The sequence below is a fragment of the Cupriavidus sp. PB-02 genome, assembly GCF_058252315.1.
The window spans coordinates 1,075,202-1,100,229 of record NZ_CM177695.1; the positions used below are offsets into that span (position 1 = coordinate 1,075,202).

Annotated in this window: 19 protein-coding genes and 5 pseudogenes; 8 read left to right on the forward strand and 16 right to left on the reverse strand. The window is 60.2% G+C overall.

Annotated elements, in window-relative coordinates; all coding sequences use genetic code 11:
* Positions 1–200 precede the first annotated feature (200 nt).
* The 5 genes and pseudogenes from AC10V3_RS25635 to AC10V3_RS25655 form a co-directional block, all read left to right on the forward strand.
* A complete protein-coding gene (locus AC10V3_RS25635) occupies positions 201–1,952 on the forward strand; it encodes a GMC oxidoreductase (protein WP_454752867.1) in 1,752 nt (583 codons plus the stop codon).
* Between the two features lie 3 nt (positions 1,953–1,955).
* Complete coding sequence (locus tag AC10V3_RS25640) at positions 1,956–2,861, forward strand: cupin domain-containing protein (protein WP_490924189.1); 906 nt, start codon at positions 1,956–1,958, stop codon at positions 2,859–2,861.
* Positions 2,862–2,980: 119 nt separating this feature from the next.
* Positions 2,981–3,398, forward strand: a pseudogene (locus AC10V3_RS25645) (ISKra4-like element ISBte1 family transposase); the annotation flags it as partial.
* A gap of 332 nt (positions 3,399–3,730) precedes the next feature.
* Positions 3,731–4,831 carry an acyltransferase family protein gene (locus AC10V3_RS25650; protein ID WP_454752868.1) on the forward strand — a complete coding sequence of 367 codons (1,101 nt, stop codon included), beginning with the start codon at positions 3,731–3,733 and terminating at the stop codon, positions 4,829–4,831.
* A 137-nt stretch (positions 4,832–4,968) separates the two neighbouring features.
* Positions 4,969–6,217 (forward strand): annotated as a pseudogene (locus tag AC10V3_RS25655) (DUF4158 domain-containing protein); the annotation flags it as partial.
* A gap of 118 nt (positions 6,218–6,335) precedes the next feature.
* On the opposite strand, the gene AC10V3_RS25660 reads toward AC10V3_RS25655, so the two are convergent.
* Genes AC10V3_RS25660 through AC10V3_RS25675 form a run of 4 tightly spaced genes read right to left on the reverse strand, consistent with a single transcriptional unit; the run spans position 6,336 to position 8,330 of the window.
* Positions 6,336–6,557, reverse strand: a complete 222-nt coding sequence (locus AC10V3_RS25660) for a hypothetical protein (RefSeq protein WP_022535025.1) — start codon at positions 6,555–6,557, stop codon at positions 6,336–6,338.
* Complete coding sequence (istB, locus tag AC10V3_RS25665) at positions 6,554–7,330, reverse strand: IS21-like element helper ATPase IstB (RefSeq protein ID WP_454752869.1); 777 nt, start codon at positions 7,328–7,330, stop codon at positions 6,554–6,556. Before istB ends, AC10V3_RS25660 begins: the two co-directional genes overlap by 4 nt.
* A gap of 5 nt (positions 7,331–7,335) precedes the next feature.
* Positions 7,336–7,653: a hypothetical protein gene (locus AC10V3_RS25670; RefSeq protein ID WP_454752870.1), complete on the reverse strand. Its 318-nt coding sequence runs from the start codon at positions 7,651–7,653 to the stop codon at positions 7,336–7,338.
* Complete coding sequence (locus tag AC10V3_RS25675) at positions 7,647–8,330, reverse strand: Mu transposase domain-containing protein (protein ID WP_454752871.1); 684 nt, start codon at positions 8,328–8,330, stop codon at positions 7,647–7,649. Before AC10V3_RS25675 ends, AC10V3_RS25670 begins: the two co-directional genes overlap by 7 nt.
* Before the next feature lie 149 nt (positions 8,331–8,479).
* Between AC10V3_RS25675 and AC10V3_RS25680 the strand changes: the two genes are divergently transcribed.
* Positions 8,480–9,115, forward strand: a complete 636-nt coding sequence (locus AC10V3_RS25680; protein WP_490924190.1) for a hypothetical protein — start codon at positions 8,480–8,482, stop codon at positions 9,113–9,115.
* A gap of 36 nt (positions 9,116–9,151) precedes the next feature.
* Here AC10V3_RS25680 and AC10V3_RS25685 read toward each other — a convergent pair.
* The 3 genes and pseudogenes from AC10V3_RS25685 to AC10V3_RS25695 form a co-directional block, all read right to left on the reverse strand.
* Positions 9,152–9,631, reverse strand: a pseudogene (locus AC10V3_RS25685) (IS3 family transposase); the annotation flags it as partial.
* Between the two features lie 80 nt (positions 9,632–9,711).
* A complete protein-coding gene (gene ltrA / locus AC10V3_RS25690; protein WP_490924191.1) occupies positions 9,712–11,229 on the reverse strand; it encodes a group II intron reverse transcriptase/maturase in 1,518 nt (505 codons plus the stop codon).
* Positions 11,230–11,908: 679 nt separating this feature from the next.
* Positions 11,909–12,630: pseudogene (locus AC10V3_RS25695) on the reverse strand (IS3 family transposase); the annotation flags it as partial.
* A gap of 261 nt (positions 12,631–12,891) precedes the next feature.
* On the opposite strand from AC10V3_RS25695, the gene AC10V3_RS25700 reads away from it, so the two are divergent.
* Positions 12,892–13,983, forward strand: coding sequence for a porin (locus AC10V3_RS25700; protein WP_041681046.1), 1,092 nt, complete (start codon positions 12,892–12,894; stop codon positions 13,981–13,983).
* A 658-nt stretch (positions 13,984–14,641) separates the two neighbouring features.
* On the opposite strand, the gene AC10V3_RS25705 is transcribed toward AC10V3_RS25700, so the two are convergent.
* The 4 genes from AC10V3_RS25705 to AC10V3_RS25720 are packed head-to-tail and all read right to left on the reverse strand — an operon-like array spanning position 14,642 to position 18,253.
* Positions 14,642–14,902: a hypothetical protein gene (locus tag AC10V3_RS25705; protein ID WP_349604484.1), complete on the reverse strand. Its 261-nt coding sequence runs from the start codon at positions 14,900–14,902 to the stop codon at positions 14,642–14,644.
* A gap of 60 nt (positions 14,903–14,962) precedes the next feature.
* Positions 14,963–16,018 (reverse strand): carbon-nitrogen hydrolase family protein, encoded by a 1,056-nt coding sequence (locus AC10V3_RS25710; protein ID WP_349604482.1) that lies wholly within the window; start codon positions 16,016–16,018, stop codon positions 14,963–14,965.
* A gap of 21 nt (positions 16,019–16,039) precedes the next feature.
* Positions 16,040–17,893, reverse strand: coding sequence for a solute symporter family protein (locus AC10V3_RS25715; protein WP_490924192.1), 1,854 nt, complete (start codon positions 17,891–17,893; stop codon positions 16,040–16,042).
* A 9-nt stretch (positions 17,894–17,902) separates the two neighbouring features.
* Entirely contained in the window at positions 17,903–18,253 is a 351-nt protein-coding gene (locus AC10V3_RS25720; protein WP_349604478.1) for a DUF485 domain-containing protein, read from the reverse strand.
* Between the two features lie 261 nt (positions 18,254–18,514).
* Between AC10V3_RS25720 and AC10V3_RS25725 the strand changes: the two genes are divergently transcribed.
* Positions 18,515–19,438: a LysR family transcriptional regulator gene (locus AC10V3_RS25725; RefSeq protein ID WP_349604477.1), complete on the forward strand. Its 924-nt coding sequence runs from the start codon at positions 18,515–18,517 to the stop codon at positions 19,436–19,438.
* A 1,167-nt stretch (positions 19,439–20,605) separates the two neighbouring features.
* Here AC10V3_RS25725 and AC10V3_RS25730 read toward each other — a convergent pair.
* The 5 genes and pseudogenes from AC10V3_RS25730 to AC10V3_RS25750 form a co-directional block, all read right to left on the reverse strand.
* Positions 20,606–21,148, reverse strand: coding sequence for a phasin family protein (locus AC10V3_RS25730; RefSeq protein ID WP_490924193.1), 543 nt, complete (start codon positions 21,146–21,148; stop codon positions 20,606–20,608).
* A 296-nt stretch (positions 21,149–21,444) separates the two neighbouring features.
* Positions 21,445–21,516, reverse strand: a pseudogene (locus AC10V3_RS25735) (integrase); the annotation flags it as partial.
* Positions 21,517–21,657: 141 nt separating this feature from the next.
* The gene (locus AC10V3_RS25740) at positions 21,658–22,107 is read right to left on the reverse strand and encodes a serine hydrolase (protein ID WP_490924194.1); all 450 of its coding nucleotides are present in this window, start codon (positions 22,105–22,107) and stop codon (positions 21,658–21,660) included.
* Between the two features lie 67 nt (positions 22,108–22,174).
* Positions 22,175–23,611 carry a cysteate racemase gene (gene cuyB, locus AC10V3_RS25745; protein WP_490924195.1) on the reverse strand — a complete coding sequence of 479 codons (1,437 nt, stop codon included), beginning with the start codon at positions 23,609–23,611 and terminating at the stop codon, positions 22,175–22,177.
* A gap of 68 nt (positions 23,612–23,679) precedes the next feature.
* On the reverse strand, positions 23,680–24,990 hold the full coding sequence (locus AC10V3_RS25750) for a dicarboxylate/amino acid:cation symporter (RefSeq protein ID WP_490924196.1): 1,311 nt from the start codon (positions 24,988–24,990) through the stop codon (positions 23,680–23,682).
* Positions 24,991–25,028 lie beyond the last annotated feature (38 nt).

The window sequence follows — 25,028 nt, forward strand, 5'->3', positions numbered from 1 at the left end:
CCGTTTCGCTCGGCGCCTCGGCCCAACGCAAACGGATCAACAATTTTCTCCGTCCTTGTAATCCAGTTCCCATCTGCTAGCTTGTCTAGATAACGTTCGCAGCAGCAAAGAGCAGCGCAGCAAACCGTCGCACGCCCACAGAGTGTCCAGAGCCTTTCGAGGACGACATGCCGTCCTCCCACCATGGATTGGAGGCATCAATGACCGCCGTTTCCAGCTCGCCGAACTTTGCGCATGGCTATCCCACTCCCGGCCCCCAGATCTCCACCCCGCAGAAGGTGATGGATTACGTGTTCTTCCTGTCTGAAACCGGGTGGAAACAGGTTCGGGAGGAAGAGCAGTTCGACTACATCGTCATCGGCACCGGCTTTTGTGCGCTTGCGTTCTGCGAGCGCATCCTGGCGGCGAGGCCGAAGACGCGCATCCTGATGGTGGAGCGCGGCCCGTTCTTCCTCCCCGAGCACTTTCAGAACCTCCCGATTCCCTACCAGCACACCCTCGGCGGCTTGACGGAAACCTTCCCCTGGACGCTCTCCAGCCAGACGGCCAACCAGCCCAGCGGGCATATCAACTGGCAGCATGGCATGGTGCCCTTCTTCGGGGGACGCAGCATCATGTGGAGCGCCTGGTGCCCCCGCCCCACGCGCGATGAGATGGCCTTCTGGCCGGAGCAGACCATCGCCGCCGCCGAAGCCCGCTTCGCTTCGGCCGAAACCCTGCTCAACGTGGTGCCCGCCGACAAGATCGACGCCGCCTCCGGACCTGAACTGCAGAGCATCATCGCCCGCCAGCGGCCAACCTACGGCATCATGCAGACCGCCCTGCAGGAGATGCTGAACGAGAAAATCGGCCTGATCGAGTCGGCGACCCGCTGGATGCCAGCGCCCCTCGCGGCGGGGGCGGGCGATGCGAGTGGGGTGGACTTCGCCAAGTTCTCCACCCCGGCGGTGATCATGGAGTTGGCCTCGAAGCAGGCCGATCTGGCAGCGGCCGGCACCGGCAGCCCCCTTCGCATCGTGACGAACTGCATCGTCGAGCGTATCCACCAACAGGACGGTGTGGCCACCGCGCTGGATACTTCACGCGGGATGCTCAACGTCGGCCACGCCAAGGTGATCCTGGCCATGGGCACGCTGCCGCCCACCACGCTCCTTCTCAACTCCTTCCCGCAGATGAAGCGGGCCGGGGATCGTTTCACCGCGCACTTCATCACCTCGGTGGTCGCCCGTGTGCCGCGAAAGGACTTCGACTTCGGCCATCGCATTGGCGAACTGGAGCTGGCGGCGATCTACCTCGCCGGCAAGAACAAGGACAACAACATGCAGTACCACGTCCAGCTCTCAGTGCTCTCCGACCGGGAGCCGGAGAAGAATGCCCAGAAAGCAGCCCGCTACATGCCGGATGTCGTGGCGACGGCCTCGATTGCACAATTGCGCTCCTCCGAGGACTACCTCGTTTTCGTTTGCGCGGTGCTGGGCGAAATGGACTATCGCAACCCGAAGAACTACTTCCACCTCAACGGGCAGGCGGATCCCACCACCAACGTGACACTGCAGGTGCTCGCCAACGAAAACGACCGGATGACCTGGGACACCATGGACACAGGCACATTCCAGATGATGGAGCGCGTCTTCGCCCCCAAGGGCAATGTGGAGTACTGGCACGGCGATCCGAATACCGGCACTTGGTCCTCCGAGCGCCCCTCCATTGAGGAGCGGCGGGTCGGCGGCCTGGTCCACGAGGGCTCCACGCTGTGGATCGGCGCCGGCGACGAGGGTGTGGTGGGCCTGGACTATCGCCCCAACGGCGTCGAAAACGTCTTTGTGACCGGCGGCGCCCTGTGGCCCGCCAGTGGTTCCTGGAACCCCACGATGACCATGGTGGCACTGGCCCAGGATCTCGCCGACCAGCAGCTCGGACTCTCTTCAGCGCCCTGCGACGCGCCGGCTTGAGCCATGCCCAGCGTCGATCGAAACAACCAGATGCTCCCGACCGATCCGCCGATGGGTGTGGGCGACGTGCTCGACAAAGCCGACGGCGTCTACTTCTGCATCAAGGACCACGACTCTGTCTTCCTTTGGGTGAACCAGAACTTTGCGGATCTGGTGGGACAGAGCAAGGATGCCTTGATCGGCAGCGCCGATTCCCGCGCAGCCCATGTGGCACACGACAAGGCGGTGATGGCGAGCGGCCAGCCCCTGCTGAACTTCCACGAAACCATCGATGTGCCGACGGCGGACGGCGGAACGACCGCCCTGGAAATCGTGACGCAAAAGGGCCTGCTGCGAAAGAAGGGAGGGACAGAGATCATTGGGATCACCGTCTGCTTCTCCAAACGATTCCCCGCCGCCGACGAGGAGGCGGATAATCTGATCCAGAAGCTCGAGCTCACCCCCACTGGCGTAGGCGGGCACTTTGCGCCGGGGCCAGGCAGCGGGGAAGGGGTGCGCAGCGCATCCCTGCCCGAGCGCTTCGCAGGCGATCGCCACTTCTACTCCACTAACTACTACCTGCTGAAAGAGGGAGAACTGCTCCGTCTCCATGCCCTGAACCAGGACGAGCAGTGGTTCTACCACCAGGGGAGTGCGGTGCGGCTGCACATTTTTTCCCCCGACGGGACCTACTCCACCATCGACATCGGTGCGGATCTGGATCAGGGACAGGTCTTGCAGGCAGTTGCTCCGCATAACCACTGGTTCGGAGCGGAACTTCTGGGGCCCGGTTACGTGCTGGTGAGCTGCAGTCTGGCGCCCGGCTACGACCCTCGCGACAGCTTCAACCCGACCGCCGATCAGCTTGCCGACCTGAGACAGGCTTTTCCTGCACAAGCCGATCTGATCCAGAAGCTGGCTCTCGACTGAACCGCCCGATCATGAAATGGCCTACCCCCCTTTTCTCCAAGGTGGGCCTTCAAGCCTGTGGCCGCGATCCCCGGCCTAGAGCCGCAGTTCACCCAGCGTCCGTCCGCACTGGCCCAGCATTGATCAAGGCGCTGCATGGCGCCAAGTGGCACCTGTGGCACGGCTGCCCCTATCCGGCGTTGCGCCATGGAAAGCCTCGGCTGGGATCTGGAAGCTGAGGCCAGCCCCGAAGAGGCCAAACTCCTCGGCAAGCTCGAGGAGTTCATTGTCTACCTCGACAACAACCGGCACTTCATCGTGAACTACGGTGACCGCTATCGGCATGGGGAGCCCATTGCATCGGGGTTCGTTGAGTCGGCCGTCAACCAGGTGGTCAGCACGCGATTCGTCAAACGGCAGCAGATGGCCTGGCGGCCTCGGCACGCGCACAACCTGCTGCAAATCCGGACCGCCGTACTCAATAACCAGCTTCGGTCTTACGTTGAACGATGGTATCCCTCCATTTCTCAAGGCGAGGGCCACCGCCTTGCCGCTTAGTCAGCCCCCGGTTTGGCGCGGTCTCCGAGCAGGGCCAGAGCAGGGCCGCGCCGCGCTCGCTGACGCACGAACAAGGGTCAGGGAGTTGTTTGGCGAATTGATCGAGGGGCGCTGAGTTCTCAGCCCCTGTGAGCGATAGCGAACCGAATCCCTTCCAGGGCAGCGCCTCCCTCACACCCAAAATCACTAGACTCGCACGATAGGTACAGCCGTTTGCCGCTGCGGTTTGCGTGCGTGGTCCGACAGAGCATTGCAGCATATCGGCGCGCCTACGGAATTGCTCCCGTTCTGCGGATCGGGCAATGCCTTCTGGCTAAGTGATAGAGGTCGTGATGAAAAAGCTCGAAGCACTGGAAAGCATCCGAGGATTCTCCGCAGCGTATGTATTCGTGCACCACCTGCACCCTTTCCCCGGCACAATCTTCGAGTGGCTATTCCGATTTGGGCAGGAAGCGGTTATCTTGTTCTTCCTTGTGTCCGGGTTCGTCATCTACCACTCATGTGCGTCGGCGAAGCGGCCGCAGACCGTCGCATCATTTCTGCGTGCACGGGCGATCCGCATTTATCCCATCTTCCTTGTGGCGCTGCTGCTGGCCGCGCTGGTCGCCGCCTTAACGGACCGCGCGGACTGCATCCAGCCGACTTCGCTGATGGCGAACCTGCTCATGTTGCAGGATCTGCCTACTATCAAGCACGGTGCCTGGTTCGCTCCGTTCTGCTCAAACATCGCGCTGTGGTCGCTGTCGTATGAGTGGTGGTTCTATCTCGGATTTGCGTGGCTGTTTCTGCGGCCTTTGCGCCTGTCCGTGACGGTGCAACGCTGGATCGTGGCAAGTATCAGCCTGTTTGGCACTGCGAGCTATCTCGTGTATCCGAGCCAGCCTGCACTGTTTGCAAGCTACTTTGCAATCTGGTGGGCTGGACTGGAACTGGCGCGGCAGTATCGGGAGGAATCCGCGCTCACCTTTCGCGCGCAGCGGTTCCCTCTGCTGCTCGTCGCGGCAAGCGCAGTGATATGGCTGATCCCTGCGATTCACGCCCTGGTCATGCATGCCTATATATCGCCCGGGCTGGAACCGTTCGGCCAGATTCGCCACTTCGGTGCCGCACTGTTGTTCCTGGTGGCCGGCATTGCCCTGTCACGCGTGGCGTCGCTCCCGCGGCGACCGCTCCTGTTGTGCAGCAAGCTGGCACCGATCTCCTACGGCCTGTATGCCACGCACTATCCCATCTTGAATTTCGTAAGCTCGCTGGATCTGGGCAAGCTGCAGACGTTCGCCGTGGCAACGCCTATCGCGTTGCTTGTCGCCTATCTGGTCGAGATTGTCATGCAGCCCAGAATCTCCGCACTATTTTCCGGACGCTCCCGCAGGCAGCCCACGCCCCGAGCGACGCTTGAAAGCGATTCAGGACGATCAAACGAAAAGATTTAGCGGCATTATGCCAATCTAGAATCAGTTGAGCCACCGTAGGAATTTAGGCGAGGTGCTGGTTTGCGTCATGTCGCTTACAGCGCCCTATGTACCCGCATAGACTTCTCAGTTGCCCATGATGCTGTGGGGAGAGCTTCCAGCTCGTTTGCCGCCGGGCCTTCGGTCGGCCGTTGGACCGGTTTGCTGCCGTTCCGCGCAATCTCCTTCGGTACCTGTGCGAAGCTTTCTCCGCGCCGCTGCTGTCGATTGCCAGCCTGAAGACGCTGTACCAACGACGCCCGACGTTGTACGAGCATCAGCAATGGGTCAAGGAGCACCTTGGCATCAAGGCGCTCGATGTCACCAGCCAGGCCGCTTTGCTGGAGATGCTCCGCGTGCAAGCTGCCGCAGCGGCACACGTGGATGAACTTGTAACCACCGCCCAGCGATGGCTCTACGATCGCTGCCGCCTCATTCCCGGCCAGCGCCAGATCACCGACTTGGCACGGCATGCATTTTCCGCCTACGAGGCGCAAATGCTGGCAGCGGTCAACCGCGCAGTGCCGGCAGCCACGCTGCAGCACTGCATGGAATCCGTCCGCAGTCCACGGGCTGACGGCTCTGCAACACACCTCGAGTGGATCAAGGCGCCCTCCAGGCGGAACGGCCCCAAGAACCTCGCTGAAACGCTGGACAAGGTCCGCTACCTGAAGTCCCTCGCTTTGCACGAGTGGAACCTGGATGACATCGCGTTGCCCAAACTGCGTGCCTATGCGCAGAAGGTACAAGCAAGGCGCCCGGCCAAGACCAAAGCACTGAAGGAGAGCACCCAGGCGCTTGAACTGGTGTGCTTTCTACGGATGAGTTTGCTGGAACTCACCGATATCGCGATGCACCAGATCAGCCGACGCAGCCAGGATCTGTTCCGACGCGCGGCCAGCACGGCGCAGTCGACGCACACCCGTTCTGCCGTGGAAGACAGGCAGCAGGCGCTCAAGGCCAAGGCCGTTCTGCAAGACAAGAGCAAGTCCACCAAGCAGCGAGTGGATGAAGCCCTGAAGCACCTGGCCATCGTCACCGACGCGGCGCAATCGAGCTTTGCGTCACACGTGCGCCGCGGCGCAGACCGGTGACCATCAGCGGGTTCACGCTCTGCTGTCGGGCCTGGAAGACCTGGAATTCGGCGGCAGGGAGGACGATCCCGGCTTTGCGAACCTCAAGGCGTGGCGCGACATGCAGACGAGGAAGCTCAATGCTCTGCCAGAAGACTTTGTGGAGACCGGCGTTGGCACGGCGTGGCATGACCTCGTCCATGACCCTGACCCAAAGCGCGGCTATCAGGCCTTCGCTGCCTGCACGATGATGTCGCTACGAAAGAGCCTGCGTCGGGGCAGCGTATGGATTGACTGTTAGCGGCGGTGTAAAACCGCTCATAAACGGCGGCGCAAGGTTGAGCGTAACGCTCAACAATAAAGGGGCCGCAGGCCCCTTTGGTTTCGAATCGACGTGATGCGCGCGGCGGACGTCAGAACGGGTCGTGCGGATCGTCGTCCGGCGGATGGTGATGGGTCTGACGGTCTTGCCGGGTCAGGTCCTGGATCTGGCACGCGTAGTACGAACTGACGACTTCGCGCAGATCGTCGAGCAGTTCGAACACGGCGAGTGCCTGCTCGGGGGTCCAGTCGTCAGGCACGATGAACGGCAAGCCGCGCCGGCGGCCCGAGGGGGGCAACGGGGTGTGGCTCATTCAGAGGCTCCTTTTTCCGTGATGACCTTCTTCGCTGCCCGCTGTCGGGAGCGGGACTCGGTGCGCTCGCGCGCTTCCTTCAGGCGATAGGACTCGCCCTCGATCGCGATGACCTCGGCGCGATGCACCAGCCGGTCGACCAGCGAGACGACACAGGCGGCGTTCGGGAACACCTCCGACCATTGCCCAAACGGCTTGTTGGTCGTGACGATCATACTGCGGGTCTCATAGCGGCGGCTGATCAGCTCGAACAGCAGGTCGGCATGACGGTTCGAGTACGAGAGGTAGCCGACTTCGTCGATCACCAGCACGTCTGGCGCGGCGTAGCGGTGCAGGCGCTTGCGCAAGGCGGAGTCGCTGTCGAGCGCCGCCAGCTCGCCGAGTATTTGCCCCGCGGAGGTGAACAGTACCGTGTGGCCATGGATGAGCGCCTGGTGTGCCACGTTCTGTGCGAGCGTCGACTTGCCCACGCCGTTCGGGCCAATGAACACCACGTTGGTCGCCTCCTTGAGGAAGGCGAGCGACATCAACTCCTCGATGGCCGCGCGATCGATGCGTTCGGGCCATTTCCAGTCGAAGTCGCTCAGGGCCTTGAACCTGCCCAGCCGCGCGGCACGCACGCGCCGCTGCAGCGAGCGGTGGGCGCGCTCGTGTTCTTCCCACTGGATGAGCGGGGCGACCCAGTCGGCATCGCCCACCTCGGACCAGTGCTCCACCAGCCCGTTCAGGCGCAAGGCTTGCGCGCGTGCGCGCAGGGAGTCAGCGAGGGTCATGATCATCATTTTCCTCTGGTCAGTTGATCGTAGGTATCGAGCCGGTGCGGCTGCACCGGCGTGTCCTTGCGCCGCACATGTTCGGGCAGGTCCATCGCGACCGGCGGCGTGCCACGCGCAGCGCGCCGGCGCTCCAGCGCGGCACGCACGGCGTTCGTGTGCGGCGCGCCGGCAGCAAGCGCGTCTTCGACCGCAGCCTGTAACTCGGGCGCGCCATAGCGATCGAGCAGGCGCAGCAACACGGTAGTGAGCGCACCGAGGTTCGCGCCGCGCTCAGCCGCGCGCGTGAGCAACAACTGGCTGGCCGGCACGGCCTTCACCAAGCTGTTGACGCCACGATGCTGGCGGGCCTGTCGCTTGTATGCTTCGAGTTCGCGGATGTGCGCGGGATCCTCGACTGCGCCTCGCGGTCATAGCTGCGGCGATGGCTGGCGAGCACCTCAACGCCGTCGAGCACACGGACCTGCTCCGGGTCGGCACGCACCGTCAGCGTGCGGCGCACATGCTTGTGCGGGATCGAGTAGTCGTTCAGGTCGAAGCGCACATATGGTGTCTTGCCGACCCTGACCGCGAGCTGCTCTTCCACCGGGTACGGGTTGTCCGGCAGCGGCAGCAGTAATGGTTGCTCCTGGACGAAGGCCTCGCGTACCGTCATGGCGCGATCCTCCGGACACGGCCGGTCGGCCGCCTGGTGGCGGCACCAGTGCTCGGCCTGCGCGTTCAGATCGTCCAGGTCGGTAAAGTGCCGCGCGGCGAAGAAGGCTTCCCGTATATGGCGAATCGCCCGTTCCACGCGGCCCTTCTCGTTGCCCCGCGCCACCGCCACCGGACGGGGCTCGAACCGGTAATGCCCGGCAAACGAGAGCAGCGTCGGGTGGAAGCGGATCGCATCGCCCTGGCGCTCGAGCACGGCGCTCTTCAAGTTATCGTAGAGAATGACCTTGCCGAGCCCGCCCCAGTGAGCGAAGGCGCCGACGTGGCCGCGCAGGAAGTTCTCCATCCGCGCATCGAGGAATTATGCGAAGTGACCGCTTATGCGAAGTCGGGAAGTCGGGGCTCCCGTGAAGCCCTGCGCAATACGCGATCGATGGCAGCGATGCAGCTATGGACTTCGCATTACGTAAGAGTGGCCCAACCACAGGAGGTCTTATGGATGCACTCGCTTCAATCCGTCCAACAGCAACTTCATGGCTGCTCCGCAGCAACATCGCCGAACTCGTTCAACCGTTCCGGGAACGACTGGTGGAGCGTCGCTATGCCAGCAAGGTTGTGCGCTCCTATACGTACTGCCTGGCCCACTTTGCGCATTGGGCGCAGCGACGTCGCGGTGGCGCAATCGCGTCAGTGGAGCATCCCGAGCTCTTCCTTGATGGACATCTCGCCAAGTGCGGTTGTCCGCCAGAGGTGTCTCGCGATCGGGGTCATCATCATGCAGCACTAGCGCATCTGAGGGCGCTACTTCACGAGCAAGGCATTCCGATCACCGAGGGAGGCAATGACATCGTTGACGAGGAGTTGCAGCATTACGACGACTATATGCGCCTGGCAAGAGGGCTCGCTCCGACCACGCGTACCTTGCGCCTGCGCACCTTGCGGCCATTCATTGAGCAGCGCGTGAGCGCCGATCGAACCAATCTGCTACCGCTTACCGCAGATCATCTGCGCCAGTTCTTCACCGAGATGCTCCAGCGATGGAGTGTCGCCAGCGCCGGAACGTTGGCCGGCGCGCTGCGTAGCTACCTCCGGTATCGCGCCACACACGGCGACGCTGTGAATCACTTGTGATGTTGCCCCTGTTTGGTGTAGCTCTTAGCTCCCGAGTTATGCGGCCTTTTTACGCTGTGCCGCGTGCCAGCGTTGCTCGTACTGCATGGGGCTGAGGTAACCCAGCGTAGAATGCAGCCGCCGGTGATTATAGAAGGCTATCCAGTCGAGCACCGCGTCCATGGCCTCCCGCCGGGTGGCGAACTTTCTTCCGTGCAAACTTGCAGTCTTGAGCCGTCCCCAGAAGCTCTCGGTCGGCGCGTTATCCCAGCAATTCCCCTTTCGGCTCATGGACGAGCGCATGCCCCAGTCGCGCATGGTGCGCTGGAACTCGTGGCTGCAATACTGGCTGCCACGGTCACTGTGGAAGATCATCCCCTGACCCGGGCGGCGCCGGAACCAGGCCATCCGCAAGGCGTCCTGGACCAGGCTGGTCTGCATGTGTGGCGCCATGCTCCAGCCCACCACCTGGCGGCTGAACAAGTCAATGACGGCGGCCAGGTACAACCACCCCTCATCGGTGGCGAGTAGAGTAAGAGACAGGGCGTAGTCGGACTATTTCCCTGTCTCTCCTCTCCGAACCGGACTTGCGCCTCTCAGCGCATCCGGCTCTCCGTTCAAGTGTTGCTCATAGCAAAGGCGACATCGGGGTAGCGCGACTCGATGGTACGGCGTGTCTCATCGCGCAGGATAAACGGATTTTCTGTCAGGGTCCGCCAAGTAAAACGACCTTTGCGACTGGTAACGAGACGTCGAAGCGCCACCACCCCATACCACCCCCGACTGTTCTGGCCTTGTAACACCCATGTTGTAGCCTGTCCCGGTTCCGGCGCCCGGATGCAGTCGCGCATCAGCGACCTGAACCCGCGCCGGTACTTGCGCGCGAGCCAGTATCCGAGTTTCCAGAAGACCGTTCGGTCTATTTTCTTGAACATGGTGGCCGTATAGTCGGTGTATTGATAGAAGGCAGCCCAGCCAGCGATCTGCCGATTCAGGCTTTCCATCAGGTCCATCCTGTTCATGCCGTAGTTGCCCGACAATTGCTTTACGAGCCTCCCGGCAAAGCCTCGATACTTCTCCCACGGTATGGTCGTCACAGGCCGCATGCGGCCGCGTGGCCCACGCTTGCGAATAATCCGGTGACCGAGGAAGACAAAGCCGTCGTTCACATGCGTGATATGGGTTTTCTCCATATTTAGCGTGAGCTTCAGGTCGCCTTCAAGGAACCCACGGCACGCTTCGCGTACTGCCTCAGCATGTTCACGGGTTCCCTTGACCACGATCACAAAGTCGTCCGCGTATCGACAGTAGGACACTGCTGGCTTCCACTGCCGGCTTTCTCGAACAGCAATGGGTCGCTGTTTGAGAATTGCGAAGTTCCACGCCCACCGATCCTTCCGCACTTTCTTGTTCAGGTAGTTCCGTTCCATCCACGCATCGAACTCATGCAACATGATGTTGGATAAGAGAGGCGAGATGACACCGCCCTGAGGAACGCCTTCGCTTGCAGCACGAAACAGCTCGCGATCAACACAACCCGCCTTGATGAACTTCCAGAGCAGGGCAAGAAAGCGCTGATCGGCAATCCGCTTGCGAATCCCCTTCATGAGCAGCCGATGATGAACCGTATCAAAGTAGCTGGCGAGGTCGCCCTCGATAACCCAACGTCCCGCAGTACTTTGTTCACCGCTGTCTTGTAGCTGGAGCTTCACCGCGCGAATCGCGTGATGTACGCTACGGGCAGGCCTAAAGCCATATGAAGCCGGGTGGAAATCGCTCTCCCATATCGGCTCCATCGCCATCAACATTGCCCGTTGCACGATCCGATCCCGCAGGCTCGGTATGCCGAGAGGTCTGAGTTTTCCGTTTGCTTTCGGTATGTACACGCGTCTTGCAGGCAGCGGACAATATGAGCCCTCCAACAGTTCGTCGCGTATTGTCGCCAGTTCATGCTGGAGATTCGCTTCCATCATGTCCTTGTCGACCCCGTCTACACCCGGCGTGCGCGCTCCGCTGGATGCCAGCGTAATACGAGCCGCTTCACTCAGCCAATCCCTATTGGCAATCAGCCTCAGGAGTCGATCGAACTTGCGCTCTTTGTTCTCCGTCGACCATGTCGCCAGTTTGCTTTGCATTTCACTGATTATCAAAGGTCTTCACCTCACTACGGTCAGTTAATCAACTCAACAAACCACTTCAACTGCCTCCCTTCGCCATGCGGCCGGCTTTCCCGACCTCGGACTACTACGGAGGCTCCGCCAGTTTGCACATCATCGGGGGCACACTCCCTTGGCATCTGTGCAAACCTTCCCCAGTTCACATGCTGGACTCAACGCATGGGCGAGGTTGCCTGTCGCAGTCTTTTATCCTTGCTTGCCGCAAGTCGTCGCGGACACCACGATCTAGCTGCGCGCTCCCCGTGGTTCCATCTGTCCGGCATACATGTCCAGTCAGTACTCGTGCCCCCGGGCCATATGTATGCCCGGCAGCAGCCCGCGTCCTGCCCATAAAGCGGTGTGGGCAGGGGTGACATTTCAACCCTCAGATGCGTTTCAACAGGTTCGTGTTCCTCAACCGTCCCATGCTCAGCCTAGAGACTCATCTTGGCGTAACCGCTTCGCCGCAAGCCCCGTTTCCCACGGACTACGTCACCCTGCCAGTGTCAGCAGGTCACCGCCGCTTCGGCTCACTTCCCCTCGCAGCAGAGGAAGGGCATGCCCCGGTACTGCAATGTCAACTCCACCGGGTCTGCATTCCAAACATGCTCAAGCAGCTTCACCCCCAAACGGGCGGGCTACGCTGGCTGGGCGTACTATAGGTGATGTCTCCACTCCAGAGCTGATTCGGGGCCTCAGGGGTGAACCTGCGCTGCACCAGGTCGGCGGCCACCGGCAAGTTGTGTTTGCTGTCAGTGGTGACAACAAACTTATGCTTGGTGCGCGCGCGTAGGCCATGCCGCTGCATCAGGCGACGCACCCGCTCCTTGCCCACCCTGACACCGCGCGCGAGCAGCTCTTTATGCATGCGCGGCCAACCGTATTCCTGCTTGACCTCGGCATGGATGGCGCGCAGGTGGGCCAGCACGGCCTCGTCACTCTGGCGTTCACCGGAGCCGGGGTTGGTTGATTGCCGTTGGCGCCAAGCGAAATACCCGCTGGCGCTCACGCCTAGCACCTCGCACGAGATACTCACTGGCCAGTGCTTTCTCACTTGGTAAATCCAGGCATACCTTGCAACACGTCCTGCGCAAAGTATGCCGCGGCTTTTTTTGCGATATCGCGCTCCATTCTCAGGCGCGCATTCTCCGCCCGCAGCCGAGCCAGCTCCATCTGCTCAGGCGTGACGGTCACCGGCTTGCCAGTCGTCCCTGCCGCCAGTTCTCCCTTTTCACTCTGACGCATCCAAGCCCCAAGGCTACCCTTGGGAATGCCGAGAACCTTGGCCGTGACCGCAATCGATTGGCCGGCCCTCACTTGGCGAACCGCCTCCAACTTGTATTCCTGCGTGTATTTCGCTCGCGTTTGCTTGCCTGACATCTCTTAGCTCCTTGCTCGTATTTGAACATAGGGCTAAGAACTCCACTCTTCGGGGGCAAGATCAGTCGCCTCGATAGACAGGCCTGTGAGGCGCTGTCGGAGTCGCCAGTCATAAAAGGGCAAATCAGGGTGTGAGGTCTGTTCGAATTTCACGAACGGGCAGGGATGCTATTGCCTCCGACCTGACGAGATTCTGCGACGCGCAGCATGGGACTATTTTCGTAGCTAAGTCAGCAATTGAAGCTGGTGGTGGAGGGACAGATGTTTCTGAGGTATGGCAAGAAGCGGCAGTGTGCCAGGGCCGCTGTGGCGGCGATCATGCTGCTTGTGGCGGCGGTCGCGAATGCGCAGGGCAGTATCACCCTTTATGGGCGAGTTGCCGGCGGCGTCGACTATATGAACAAGATCGCCACCGGAAACGGGCAAACCGGCGGCTTGCTGCGTTACGGCAGCAATCAATGGGGGGTAAGCCTGTGGGGGCTCCGGGCCAGGGAGGACTTGGGTGGAGGCCTGAGCGCGGTGATGAATCTGGAGAGCGCATTTTCATCGGGTGACGGGCTGGGAGCGGGTACAGGCCTCTTCAGCCGCTACGCTGTTGTCGGGCTTTCCAGCAACACATATGGAACCCTGTGGCTCGGTCGCGCCATGGGGCTGCCTGACTCGGAGGGCTGGACCCTCGATCCGATGGGCATGCAGGCCACCAGCATTGGCACACTTCAAAATGGCAGAAGCTGGGGGTCCCGTGGTAATGCCATTACCTACACTTCACCAGACTGGGGAGGACTCTCGTTCCGGGCGCAGGCAGGCCTCAATGGTATGGCAGGCAATTTCAACGCCGGCAGGCAATTGGCTGGCAGTGTGAGTTTCGAGAACGGCCCCATTTTGATTAAGGGAATCTACGAAGAAATTCGAGATGCCGATGGGGAATTTACCAATCTATACACTGCTTCACGCCTGTATGAGGCCGGCGCCGCGTATGTGGTGGGCAGCCTGAAGCTGTTCGGGGGCTATAGTCTCACACGCTCCGGCGGCGCAACAGTGGCAGATGCCGACAATCCGATGGCCGCCAATAAGCAGCAACAGTTCTGGTTTGGCGCGAATTACCAGGCATCGCCAGCGCTGACGCTGATTGGTGGTGCATACAGGGCAATCCGGAACCATGCTGCCGGCAATGGAACCTTGCTGGCACTGGGCGCAAATTACTATTTCTCGAAGCGCACCCTGCTTTACGGGACGGTTGGTACCGTCTTGAACGGCGGGAATGCGGTGTTCTCAGTCGAGGCCGGCAGCAACAAGCCTCTGGCGGGTGCAAGTCAGCAGGGCATCTATACCGGCATCGTGCACCGATTCTGACTTGCAGGCATCCGACGCGATGCACGGGCAATATCGCGCTTAGGTGAGGCGACAGACCCAATGCATCAAGCGAAAAGCTTTTGTGGTCGAAGGGGGTAGGGCAATCGACCGACGCGCAACTCATAAGGCCGCTGACTTGCTGACCCCGACCACTCTGGATCGGCCGAGGAAGGGACATCCGACCGCTCCACACCGAATGTCCAGCGCCGCTATTGGCCCTCCCGTGGGAGAGGGCGGCTGGCCGCTCCAACTGCCGAAGCGGTCAATCAACCAGTGGAGCGAGTGGTGGCTGCGCCATCGCCCATTGACGCCGCATTGCCGAAGCCATCGGTTGTATCTCCTGCGATACAAGGTACAGCCGAAAATCTAGACATAATTGCCGGTTATGTCGCACGACCTAGCCGCCGGTACCGGCCACCTCCGCTGCCAACGACGCGCTTCACCGGCCAGGGTGAGGCTGAGCAGCGAGGTGCCGCCGCCGGTAAGGGTGCCCGGTTGTCTCTTGCCGACCCCTCACGGAGATTCGCATAGCACACTGCGAGCGACCGAAGCTTGGTGCTTTTCGGCCATAGGCGATGTCCCCCACTTTGCAGCACCCTACTTGAAAGCGGATGCTGACTTGCAGGCACCGGTCTAGCTTGCAAGCGAGCGGGCATGCTCAATCGCGAGCTGGTTGCTCGCTGCGCTGCCACCCTCCACCGGGTGACTGGAAGAGGTCCACCTGGTAGTACGCCGCCTGTGCGTCCGAACTGGCAAGCGCCGCGTCGGTATCGGCCAGCGTGCGGTCGGCGTCGAGGCTTGAAAGGTAAGGCACGCGTCCGCCCTGATAGAGCCGACGTTGTTCGAGGGCAGCCACGCTGGCCTGGTCGCGTGCCTCGCGTAGGGAGGCGTTGCGCCCTAGGCTCAGCTGGTTGCCCATGCCAAACTCAGCAAGAAGACGGCGACCGGCGTTAGCCGGTCGCTGATTCTCGAAAATCAGTTAGGCTATATCGGCAGACGCTGCCTCTTCGGTGCCGGCTCGCTCAACGCTCGGTTGTGCCTGACCGGTGACCGTTGCCTCGGGTAAGAACTTCGCTGGTGTGAGGCGCCGACGGTCGATTTCGACGTTGAATACGTCGAAGCGATTGTAATAACCTACTATGTCGTGGAACTGTTTGGGTTCGACGCAGGCGTTGATGTCGAACGTCGCGTAGGCGATTCCTTCTTCTGTTTGCAACGTGTCGCCGATAACTGCGCCAGTTGGGTCCAGGAACTGCGTTGCCGCGCGAGGCGTGTTCTCCAGTACTTCAATGGCCTGGAGATCGCCACTAGTGGCGAGGGCCTCGTACATGGTCTTGTCCATGAAGCCGGCATTGAGGATGCCAAATGCCTTTGCTTCGAACGAGTGGCCGCCGGCTCGGATGCGATTTGCTGCCAGATTGTCAAAGTTCTGACCCGAACCGGGCATCCGGGTCGGCCAGATGGCTGGCCATGCGGAGATATGAATCTGCTCGCCCTGTGCTGCAAGAGCGTATCGTGCGAGGGGGTTGGTGTTTTCACCGCAGATCAGCGCACCGATGCGTCCAATGCGAGTGTTGCTCACCCGAAGTCCATGGCCGTCGCCAGGTGCCCACACCATCTTTTCATAGAAGGTCGGTACAAGCTTGCGATGGTGATTGAGGATTGAGCCGTCGTCCCCAATGAGGACGTTGGAGTTCCAGATGCAACCCACGCTGACCTCAGTGCTCTCGCTAAACCCCATGGATACAAACACGCCGTTGCGCCGGGCGGCAGCTTGAATCTGCGCGATTTCCGGGCCATCGGCGAGGATGCTGTTTGACACCATGAGGCGGAACCAGTCGTGGTTGTAGATGGGTGCCCAAAGTGCCGCCCACACGGGGAATCCCGGGATGTAGGACTCAGGAAACACAACAAGTTCTGCTCCGCGGCGAGCCGCCTCGTCGATAAACGATATCGCCTTCGACACCGTTGCAGCGGCATTCATGTAGACGGGCGCTCCATGCACAGCAGCGACTTTGACAATGGGGAGAGTCATGGTGGATCCTTTCCAAGAAGATTAATGCGCCACGGCTTCAGCGGCGCCGATGCCAGTTTCACGTCGAACGGAAAGCTCAGCCCAACGCGATTCAGACAAATGGCTGCGGCTAAGCAGGGAAAACAGGAAGACAAGAAGGAAGCCAAATGGGATGGAGATGATCCCTGGGTTGCGCAGTTTGATGAGTGGCCTGTGCAGACCCACAATGCTGCGCGCATCGTCCGAAATGCTCGCTGCGGTGGATTGCGCAATCACACGCTGGGCTTCCAGCTTTTGTCGGACATCGCTATCCTGAGCGTCTGAAATTTGCTTCGAGAGCGTTGCGACAGTCTTCATGGCCGCCTCCTTCTGTAGCAGCGGATAGGTCATATTGGGTGATATCAACACCAGGCCGATAGATAGGATCGTGCCACCCAGCACTCCGGCTACGACGCCCGCGGTACTGCAGCGGGGCCAGTACAGCGTGCAGATCAGGGCGGGAAGGTTGGCGGACGCAGCGACCGCGTATCCCAAACCAACAAGCTGTGCGACGTTCTGGCCCTTGGCAGCGATCCCGGCTCCCACAGAGATGACCGCCATCAGTAGCGTGGCTATGCGGGCAGCCGTGACTTGCTCGCGTTCGGTTGCAACGCCATTCTTGATGGCTCCAACATAGACGTCGTGTGCGAGCGACGAGGCGGCCGCCAATGTCAAGCCTGCGACCACCGCCACAATGGTGGCGAATGACACGGCTGCAACGATGGCCAGCATAAAGTTGCCGAGCAGACTGTCGGGGCCACCGCCCAAGAATTGCGCCAGCATCGGGGCGGCAAGATTGCCTCCCTTGTCCATCGCCAAGATGGCTTTCGGCCCCACGTTTAGCGCCGCAGAGAATCCGATGACAACAATCAGAAGGTGGCACAGGCCAATGGCGAACATCGCGTACAGCGCGGATTTCCGTGCTGCCTTCGCGTTGGGTACCGTAAAGAAGCGCATCAGAATGTGCGGCATTGCGGCTGTCCCGAGCACGAGTGCCAGGCCAAGAGAAACTTGCTCGAGGGGGTTCTTCAGATACAAGCCGGGCGCGAGCAAGCGCTGACCGGCATCGGCCACGCTCAGCGGCGACGTTCCTGCAACAAGCCCTTGAACGTGTTGCTGGATAGAGACATTAGAGATGACCCCGCTGAAGAAGGCTTCGATGTTAAATCCGTAGGGCATCCAGGAGAGGATGACGAGGATTAGGCAGAAGGTGATCAGAAGCACTGCCTTGAGAACCTGCACCGAAGTGGTTGCCCGCATGCCGCCAAACAGGACGTACATCAGCATCAGGGTACCGACCGCCGTCACCGAGAGCTCATAGGGGATACCAATTAGCGCACGTACAATTACGGCGCCCCCAACAATTTGCGGCACCATATAGAAGAGCGCGACGAGGATGCTGGATACGGCGACCACCAGCTTGGTTGCTCGGAAGTTGTTGCGGAACGCGAGTACGTCCCCAAGGGTGAACTTCCCGAGATTTCGGCAGGGCTCAGCAATAAGGATGAGTACCGGAATGAACGATACAAAGAAGCCCACCACGTAGCTGATGCCATCCAGACCGTAGAGCGCAATAAGTCCGGAGACACCCAGAAAGGCCGCTGCAGAGAGATAGTCGCCTGCAATGGCGAGCCCGTTCATTCGCGCACCGATACCTCCGCCAGCGGTGTAGAAGTCGCTGGCCGTGGAATTACGTCGGGCAGCGATCCACGTAATTCCGAGTGTGAGCAGGAACAGCACGGCGAAGACGCCGAAGGTTAGCCCGCGGTTGTCGGCGCTCACCAGCGTTGGGTTGTCCGCTAGCGCGGCACTACTGGCAACGGCAAACGGTACCGCATAGAAGATTCGTTTTGTCATGGCAGCCTCTCAGGCAATGGTGCGTTGTGCAACAGAGGCATTGACCGTCGACTTGCCTGGCTTGGCGTCGGTCGTGAGAGACGCAGCCATTGCGTCAAGACGCCGAAGTTGAATCGCGTAGCGCCATGCAATGGCGCCGCCGATGAAGTACTGCGCCACGTTGTACCAAAGGCCTAGCGTGGTGGACGGCGTGACCTTGATAAGAAGGAGTTGAGGTGCAAACGTCGACACCAGCGGCAGTGAGAAGAAGAACGCCATGCTGATGACAAATAGCCGGACAACAACACGCCGACGCTGGCGAACAAGCGCGCCAAAATCCGGATGGTTGAAGAGCATGTGGCAATCGGTTTGTTTGGACATAACGAACCTCAACGGTTGGGATGAGCGCCTCGCAGTCCAAGGGTACAGATGCAAGGCGCGGAGAGGGGCTGGGGGGGCTGCTGCAAGCGAAGATTAGAGATGGCCGCATGATGTGAAAAGCCGAACTTCTGCGCGGCGCCTTGCAAATATGCAAGGCGCCGTTTGCCCTTATCTGGGGCGGGTTGCACAGGGAAAGTGCCTATAGGGTTTCCCCTAAAACCGCAGTTATCCTTGCAAAAACCCTGTCGTGACTTTCGCGCTATGTCTCAAATCAATCCGAACTGGAATGACCTGAAAATCTTCCTTGAGGTGGCACGTTCCGGGACCCTTGGGGGCGCCGCGCGCCGCATCAAGTGCGACCAGTCGACGATTAGTCGGCACATTAGTCGCTTGGAGGAGGCGATCAACGCACCGGTCTTCGAGCGAGACAACCAGGGGCTGCACATTACAGCTCGTGGTCAAGCGTTGCTCGAGTACGTCGAAGCCATGGAATCCAACGTGGTGGCGCTTGGAGAATTCTTGGGAGGCTCCCATAAGGAGCCGTCCGGAACGGTCAGAGTTGGCACCATGGAAGGGATCGCCTCTCTGTACCTGGCCGGCGAGTTCGTGAAATTCTCGGGTCGATTCCAGAAGATCGCAGTGGAGCTGGTCACGACCACTCAACAGATGCATGTGAACCAGCGGGAGGCAGATGTGTTTCTGAGCTTCTTTCCTCCAGATGGCAAGTCCTTGGATGTCGTTCCCATCGGCGCTTTCCCGCTGCACCTCTACGCATCTTCGGACTACCTGTCCAAACATGGCACTCCGGAAAACCCAGCCGACTTGCCTGACCACCAGTTCTCTACGTACGTTGATGACTTGATTCAGCTCGACACTGTGAGGTGGCTGGACGAGGCCATCACCAGGCCCAAAGTCGGCTTTCAATCGTCAAGCATGATTGCCCAAATGTTCGCTGCGGTCGCCGGAGCCGGCATCGTGATGCTCCCTTCCTTCGCCAAGGCGGAGCGCTTTGGCTTGGTGAAGATTCTTGATGGACAGGTAAAGGTGAGCAGAACGATATGGATGACCGTCCATCGAGACCTGCAGTACTTGCCTCGCATCAAGGCAGTTACAAGATTTTTGCAGGAGACGATCTCGCGAGACTATCCACTCCCGCGCAGCGCGCAGATCCGTACCGGAGGGTGAAGGGAACTGGCGCGCGCGGACGTCGAAGACAGGGATGCGCATGGGCCGCAACCACGAGCAGGGTCACCTGTTAAAGACGAAAATTCCTTCAGCGACCATCCGTCTGTTGGGCGCGTGTGCCCAAGTGCCGGCCATCCTCCAACGACATGCTTGACGGCCTCGTTGACCAGGCGGGTCACATCAAGAATCTGGTTGAAGCCGCCTTCTTCCTTCCGGTGAACTTGGCCCGGGCCCGAGCGCCAGATTCCACACGGAGCTGCGAGCCAATAGGCGCAGCCCGGTGCAAGCGAGAGGCGTCGGCGCCGAGTTGCTGTTTAACCTCTGCGGTAACATCCGCCCCCGTTTGCAGGAATGTATCGACGACTATAGGGGAGGTTTGTGCACCCTTGGGGTGGGATCTGGACGCTGAGGCCAGCCCCGGAGACCGCCCGCAACTCCAGCGAGCGAGCGAGCCGCCTGCCGGCGCGCAATCTCGATGGCTCGGAGGAAGCAGTCTTCCGCCCGCGTGGTGGCTTCGCTGGCCTCGCCGTCCCAGTTCGCTTCCATGCGTCAGCTTTCCCTTGACGCGGTGCACCTCGGCTTCGTACAAGCGCTCCCCACTCTGCTCCGTCACGGCGAGCGCCTCGGCTAGCGACGCAAGTCCCGTCGCTGCTTGTCCGGCACTTCCGCAGGCTTCGGCCAACAGTGTCAGGAAGCGGGTGCGCATGAGTTCGGCACCGTGGCTCGGTAGGCGTCTGGGCCCTGTCGTATGAGGTCGACCCCTGCTCAGCCAGCGTCCAGCCCGCCAGGATGGTGCCGAAAGCCAGCCCATACGGTAGCCCATAGTCCGTGGCGATCGACTATTGGCTTGAGCGCATTCGCTGCGAATTTGCCTGGTTGGAGATGCCTGGGTATCGTCGTCGCGCGGCAGACATTGATCCGAGCAACGCTCGGATGGCATTCCCGTTCATCCGCCACGTTGGTGCGCAAGATGAGGCCAGCGTCAACGCACGTTGCTAGAGCGCTGCTGTCATCCCAATGAGTTAGGCTTTAGCACAAAGCTCCTGCAGTTGAACGACCGTTCCTGATGCCAATTCGGTCAACGAGTATCTCGAGACGGATGTCTCAAAGTGGCCGGGAACGGCCATCGCCCCTAGCCAGCGAGTGCTTGGCCGCAAGTCTCGCTCCTCAGGTCTCGGAATTTTCGGCAGTGGCCGATTCTGATTCCACATCAACGTCAGCGAGGGTGACATTCGCAAGCTCAGCCGTTTCCTGCGTGACTTGCTGAACTGATATGTAAGCGGTCTGGGCGGCGTGGATGGCCGACTTCACGATGGCCATTGTCGACTCCGAAGCAACCGGGGCGGATTCTGAGACTTTCGCAAAGAAGGCCTGCAACTTCTCTGCGTTGGCAGCCTGGACCGCTTCGATGAACGCAGAGAAATCAAGCTGGGCGCCGCCAGAAATCTCGGAAAGTTGGCGGATGTAGCTCACGAATTTCTCGTGCGCCGGCTTGAGGGTCTCCTCCTGGAGCGCCAGGATATCCTGAATAGTCGTTGCTGATAGCGCCCTCAACGAAGCATTGGCGCCGTCAGCGATATGGGCCTTACTCGTTTGCAGGTTCAGCACGGCAAGCCGCTCAAGACTCTCGAACACCTTAAGCGTTAGACCGTATAGGGTTTCCAGGCTGGCACGATGCGCGGCGGCGATTTGGTCAGACGTGAGGAACATCTGCGTCTCCTTTGTCGCTATCATTTTTAGAGGAGTTACTCTAACTGCGAATGATGACAGCGCGGTGACCAATCGGCTCGGGGTTTACGCCATGAGACTCATCCAGGCAAGGAGTCTGGGGCGGCGAACGGAATCTCAGCCTTGCTCCCAGGCGATGGATGACCGCTCAGTCGATAGCGGCTTTTCGCCCTTGGCTGGCGAATGGCGGCTCGTCGGCCGATTCTGTCATCGGATTAACGAGCCGTACTTGGCAGATGCCTAGCCGACGAGCGGCCCGCTCGCCGGCTATCGGATTGTCACACTTCAGTTTGCTCCGCCATTTCGAGAGCATCGTCTATTTCAATGCCGAGGTATCGAACCGTGCTTCCAGTTTGGCGCGTCCCACCAGTCCAGCCTGCCCATTGGGCGGCACCATGCGCAAATTCTGCTAGAAACTGCCTCGCCAGCACGCTTCGGCTTCGTCCCGCTCAGTGCGTCGCGGCGTCGCGGCGAGCCACGTTTTCCTCATGTCAATGCTCCAAAGCAGGCTCCGCAACGCCTGACACGCTATTCGCATCGCTTCCTGCCATCGCAATCACCAACCCTGCGAGTTCGCTGCATAAGGCATTTGCATCGTCGATCATGGGCTTCAAGGTATCACTTCCAGCTTGCATGGTCGCTTCATCGCCGGCCACGATCGCAATGTCAGCGCTACGTACGCTCACCAATTGCTCCCACCTGATTGACCGCTTACTCAGCCCATCCAGCACGATATAGGCAGTCATCAGCTTGGTCAGAGATGCCGGCTGCAGTCGTTCATCCGCATTCTTCTCCAACAGCACGCGGTGGGATTTTCCGTCCAGGAGAATGTAGGCGCGAGCGGCAATGCGCGGAGGTTCAGCCGCGCTAAGGTTCTGACTGAATACACCAAAAAATGTGAGCGACAGGCCGATGCGCCGAAGCAATCGTGAAAAGGACATCAGGAGACTTCAATTGCAGGATGGACGAATAAGGACGTACCTGCCATCGTGACGATGGCAGGTACGATCAGCCAGATCGCGCAAGCTGGACGCAACGCTTTGCGAGCACGTCCGTAGGGTCGACCAGAGAGACAGTTTGCGTGCTTCCAATCTCGAATTGATCCGTTTGGGCAAATATCAACGGGAGCTCGGTACAGCCGAGAATCTGCACCCTGGCGCCTTTGCCGTGCAGGTGAGCGATCGCAGCGCGTAGCAACTCAGCGCAATGGCCTTGCGTATGCCCAGCCTTGACGCCTTCAGCGCCGTAGATGGCATCCATGACCATCTGCTGGATCTCTGGCGCTGGCGTGATGAGTTCCAGGTGGCCCGCGGCTGCTTCGTGATAGACGCGACTTTCCACGGTTCCTGATGTCGCAAGCAGGCCAACCTTCGCGCCTTTGCCGTACTTGTCGACGATATGCAGGACCGTCTCCGTCAGCATATTGACGATCGGTATGGAAAGGTGAGGCTGGATACGCTCGACATATGCATGCGCCGTATTGCAGGGAATCGCAATCGCGTTCGCGCCTTCGGACTCCAGCCGTTTGCACGTTGCGTAGAGCGCAACCGTCGGGTCGGCCTCCTGGTGCAGGAGGTTTGCCGTACGGTCCGGTATTTGAGGGTTTTGCTCAACGACCATCTTGATATGGTCCTGATCCTTCGCCGCAGTGGTGTTCTTCACGACTTTTCCCATGAAGTCGACCGTGGCAGCGGGCCCAACGCCACCGACGATGCCCAGCTTGAACGCGAGATTGACCTGCCCATCCGCCAGGGTGGTGGCATAGTCTGCATAGACCTGGTTCACGTCGACGAATGCGATGCCGCGCCGCTGCAAGGCCGCAGCCACGAGGGAGAGCTCGGTCATGCCTGGAACAATCAACTCCGCGCCAAGTTCGAGCAGTTCATGGCAGGCTTGGAAAATCCGCTCCAGAGCGAGACCTTCCGTATTGCCGGACCTGATACCCCCAGGACCATAAATGGCGTCCATTAAACTGGCCTGCGCTGCGTCGGAAGGATACACAATCTCAAAATCACGGCCGAAGCTATCATCGAATAGGCGCGACTGACGTACGAAGTCCGAAGCAAGAACGCCAATTTTTCCACCGCGGGGTATGGCGTCATTCAGCGTCGGCACCAACGCATCGAGCATATTGACGAGGCGCACCGACAGCTCCGCCTGAAGCTCTTCACGGAAGGTGTGGGACGCAAAGCAAGGCATGAGCACCGCATCGACCTTCCTGCTTTCGAAGGACTGGCAAGTCTTGAAGACGTAGAGCTTGCGGCTTGTCATGCTCGCATCGCGCGTCAGTGGCGTCGCTACATCGCGAAACGGATGCTGCTCGAACAGGAAGTGGTACCGGCCCTGGTCGGCCATGACGGCGCGGCTCTTGACCAGCTTGAGAAAGAGGTCAGCGCCGGCCAGTGCGCCGAGCCCGCCAATGATTCCGAACGTGAGCTGTTGCATGCTTGTGAGATAGCGATGGTTGCCGGAGGCAGAAGGCGATTCTGCCTCCTCTGCGTCCCTGTGAAAGTTTAGCCGGCTGACGTACCAGGGGTGCGTTGCGCGGTGTAAGTACCGTGCGCTTCACCTGGCACCACTGCCTCATCGGGTACGGGCGAAATCTCGTTTTCCAGCTTGGCCACTACGGCGGTAGCAACGCTGTTACCGACGACGTTGGTAGCCGTGCGGCCCATGTCGAAGAATTGGTCGATGCCGATAATCAGCAGCAGGCCGGCCTCCGGCAGATTGAACATGGGAAGCGTAGCGGCCACGACCACCAGTGACGCGCGTGCGACCCCGGCCATCCCCTTGCTGGTCACCATCAGGACCAGCAGAATCGTCAACTGCTGCATCAGCGTCAGCTCGATGTTGTATGCCTGCGCAATGAACATCACCGCAAAGGCCTGGTACATCATCGAACCGTCCAGGTTGAACGAATAGCCCAGCGGCAGGACGAAGCTCGAGACGCGCTTGGATACGCCAAACCGCTCGAGCGCCGTGATGGTCTTCGGATAGGCGGACTCGCTGCTGGCCGTCGAGAATGCCAGCAGGATCGGCTCACGGATCAGGCTCGCGAGCTTGCCGGTGCTGCGGCCCAGGAACAGGAACCCAATGCCAAACAGGATGGCCCACAGGATGGCGAGGCCGAGATAGAACTCGCCCACCAGCTTGCCGTAGCTGGCCAGTACGCCGATGCCCTCTACCGTAATGGATGCTGCCATGGCGGCAAAAACGCCTACGGGGGCGAAACGCATCACGTAGTCGGTAATGCGGAACATTACCTTTGTCAGTTCTTCGATGCCGCTGGCGATGGTGGACTTGCCGCTGCCTTTCACAAACGCAAGTGCCGAGCCAAAGAAGAGGGAGAACACGAGAATCTGCAGAATCTCGTTGTTGGCCATGGCCTCGAAGATGCTCTTCGGGAACACATGGGTGAAGAATCCCTTGAGGCTGAAATCCCCCGTCTTCAGGTTGGTGGCCGCACCCACGTCAGGCAATGCCAGGTTCAGGTTGGCACCGGGCTGGAACAGATTGACCAACAGCATGCCGAGCGCCAGCGAGATGGCCGAGGCCGAGACAAACCAGATCATGGCCTTCAGGCCGATCCGGCCTACTGCGCCGCCATCTGCCATGCTGGCCAGGCCGCCAACGAGGGTAGCGAAAACCAGGGGGGCAATGATCATCTTGATCATGCGCAGGAAGATGTCGGTCACGATACCGAAGTAGCCAGCAATCTCCTTGGCCGCCTGGGCGTCTTTCGCCAGGTGATGGCATAGCCAGCCGACGGCGATGCCCGCCACCATTGCGACCACGATTTGCGTGGTCAATTTTTTTGTATTCACTGTTTCCTCCACCTGCTGATGGTGTTGCCAGGAATTCT

Excerpts from the sequence above, each read along its gene's own strand:
- AC10V3_RS25635 (WP_454752867.1), top strand. The coding sequence starts at position 201 with ATGACCGCCGTTTCCAGCTCGCCGAACTTTGCGCATGGCTATCCCACT.
- AC10V3_RS25640 (WP_490924189.1), top strand. The coding sequence starts at position 1,956 with ATGCCCAGCGTCGATCGAAACAACCAGATGCTCCCGACCGATCCGCCG.
- AC10V3_RS25650 (WP_454752868.1), top strand. The coding sequence starts at position 3,731 with ATGAAAAAGCTCGAAGCACTGGAAAGCATCCGAGGATTCTCCGCAGCG.
- AC10V3_RS25660 (WP_022535025.1), bottom strand. The coding sequence starts at position 6,557 with ATGAGCCACACCCCGTTGCCCCCCTCGGGCCGCCGGCGCGGCTTGCCG.
- istB (WP_454752869.1), bottom strand. The coding sequence starts at position 7,330 with ATGACCCTCGCTGACTCCCTGCGCGCACGCGCGCAAGCCTTGCGCCTG.
- AC10V3_RS25675 (WP_454752871.1), bottom strand. The coding sequence starts at position 8,330 with ATGGAGAACTTCCTGCGCGGCCACGTCGGCGCCTTCGCTCACTGGGGC.
- AC10V3_RS25680 (WP_490924190.1), top strand. The coding sequence starts at position 8,480 with ATGGATGCACTCGCTTCAATCCGTCCAACAGCAACTTCATGGCTGCTC.
- ltrA (WP_490924191.1), bottom strand. The coding sequence starts at position 11,229 with ATGCAAAGCAAACTGGCGACATGGTCGACGGAGAACAAAGAGCGCAAG.
- AC10V3_RS25700 (WP_041681046.1), top strand. The coding sequence starts at position 12,892 with ATGTTTCTGAGGTATGGCAAGAAGCGGCAGTGTGCCAGGGCCGCTGTG.
- AC10V3_RS25705 (WP_349604484.1), bottom strand. The coding sequence starts at position 14,902 with ATGGGCAACCAGCTGAGCCTAGGGCGCAACGCCTCCCTACGCGAGGCA.
- AC10V3_RS25710 (WP_349604482.1), bottom strand. The coding sequence starts at position 16,018 with ATGACTCTCCCCATTGTCAAAGTCGCTGCTGTGCATGGAGCGCCCGTC.
- AC10V3_RS25715 (WP_490924192.1), bottom strand. The coding sequence starts at position 17,893 with ATGACAAAACGAATCTTCTATGCGGTACCGTTTGCCGTTGCCAGTAGT.
- AC10V3_RS25720 (WP_349604478.1), bottom strand. The coding sequence starts at position 18,253 with ATGTCCAAACAAACCGATTGCCACATGCTCTTCAACCATCCGGATTTT.
- AC10V3_RS25725 (WP_349604477.1), top strand. The coding sequence starts at position 18,515 with ATGTCTCAAATCAATCCGAACTGGAATGACCTGAAAATCTTCCTTGAG.
- AC10V3_RS25730 (WP_490924193.1), bottom strand. The coding sequence starts at position 21,148 with ATGTTCCTCACGTCTGACCAAATCGCCGCCGCGCATCGTGCCAGCCTG.
- AC10V3_RS25740 (WP_490924194.1), bottom strand. The coding sequence starts at position 22,107 with ATGTCCTTTTCACGATTGCTTCGGCGCATCGGCCTGTCGCTCACATTT.
- cuyB (WP_490924195.1), bottom strand. The coding sequence starts at position 23,611 with ATGCAACAGCTCACGTTCGGAATCATTGGCGGGCTCGGCGCACTGGCC.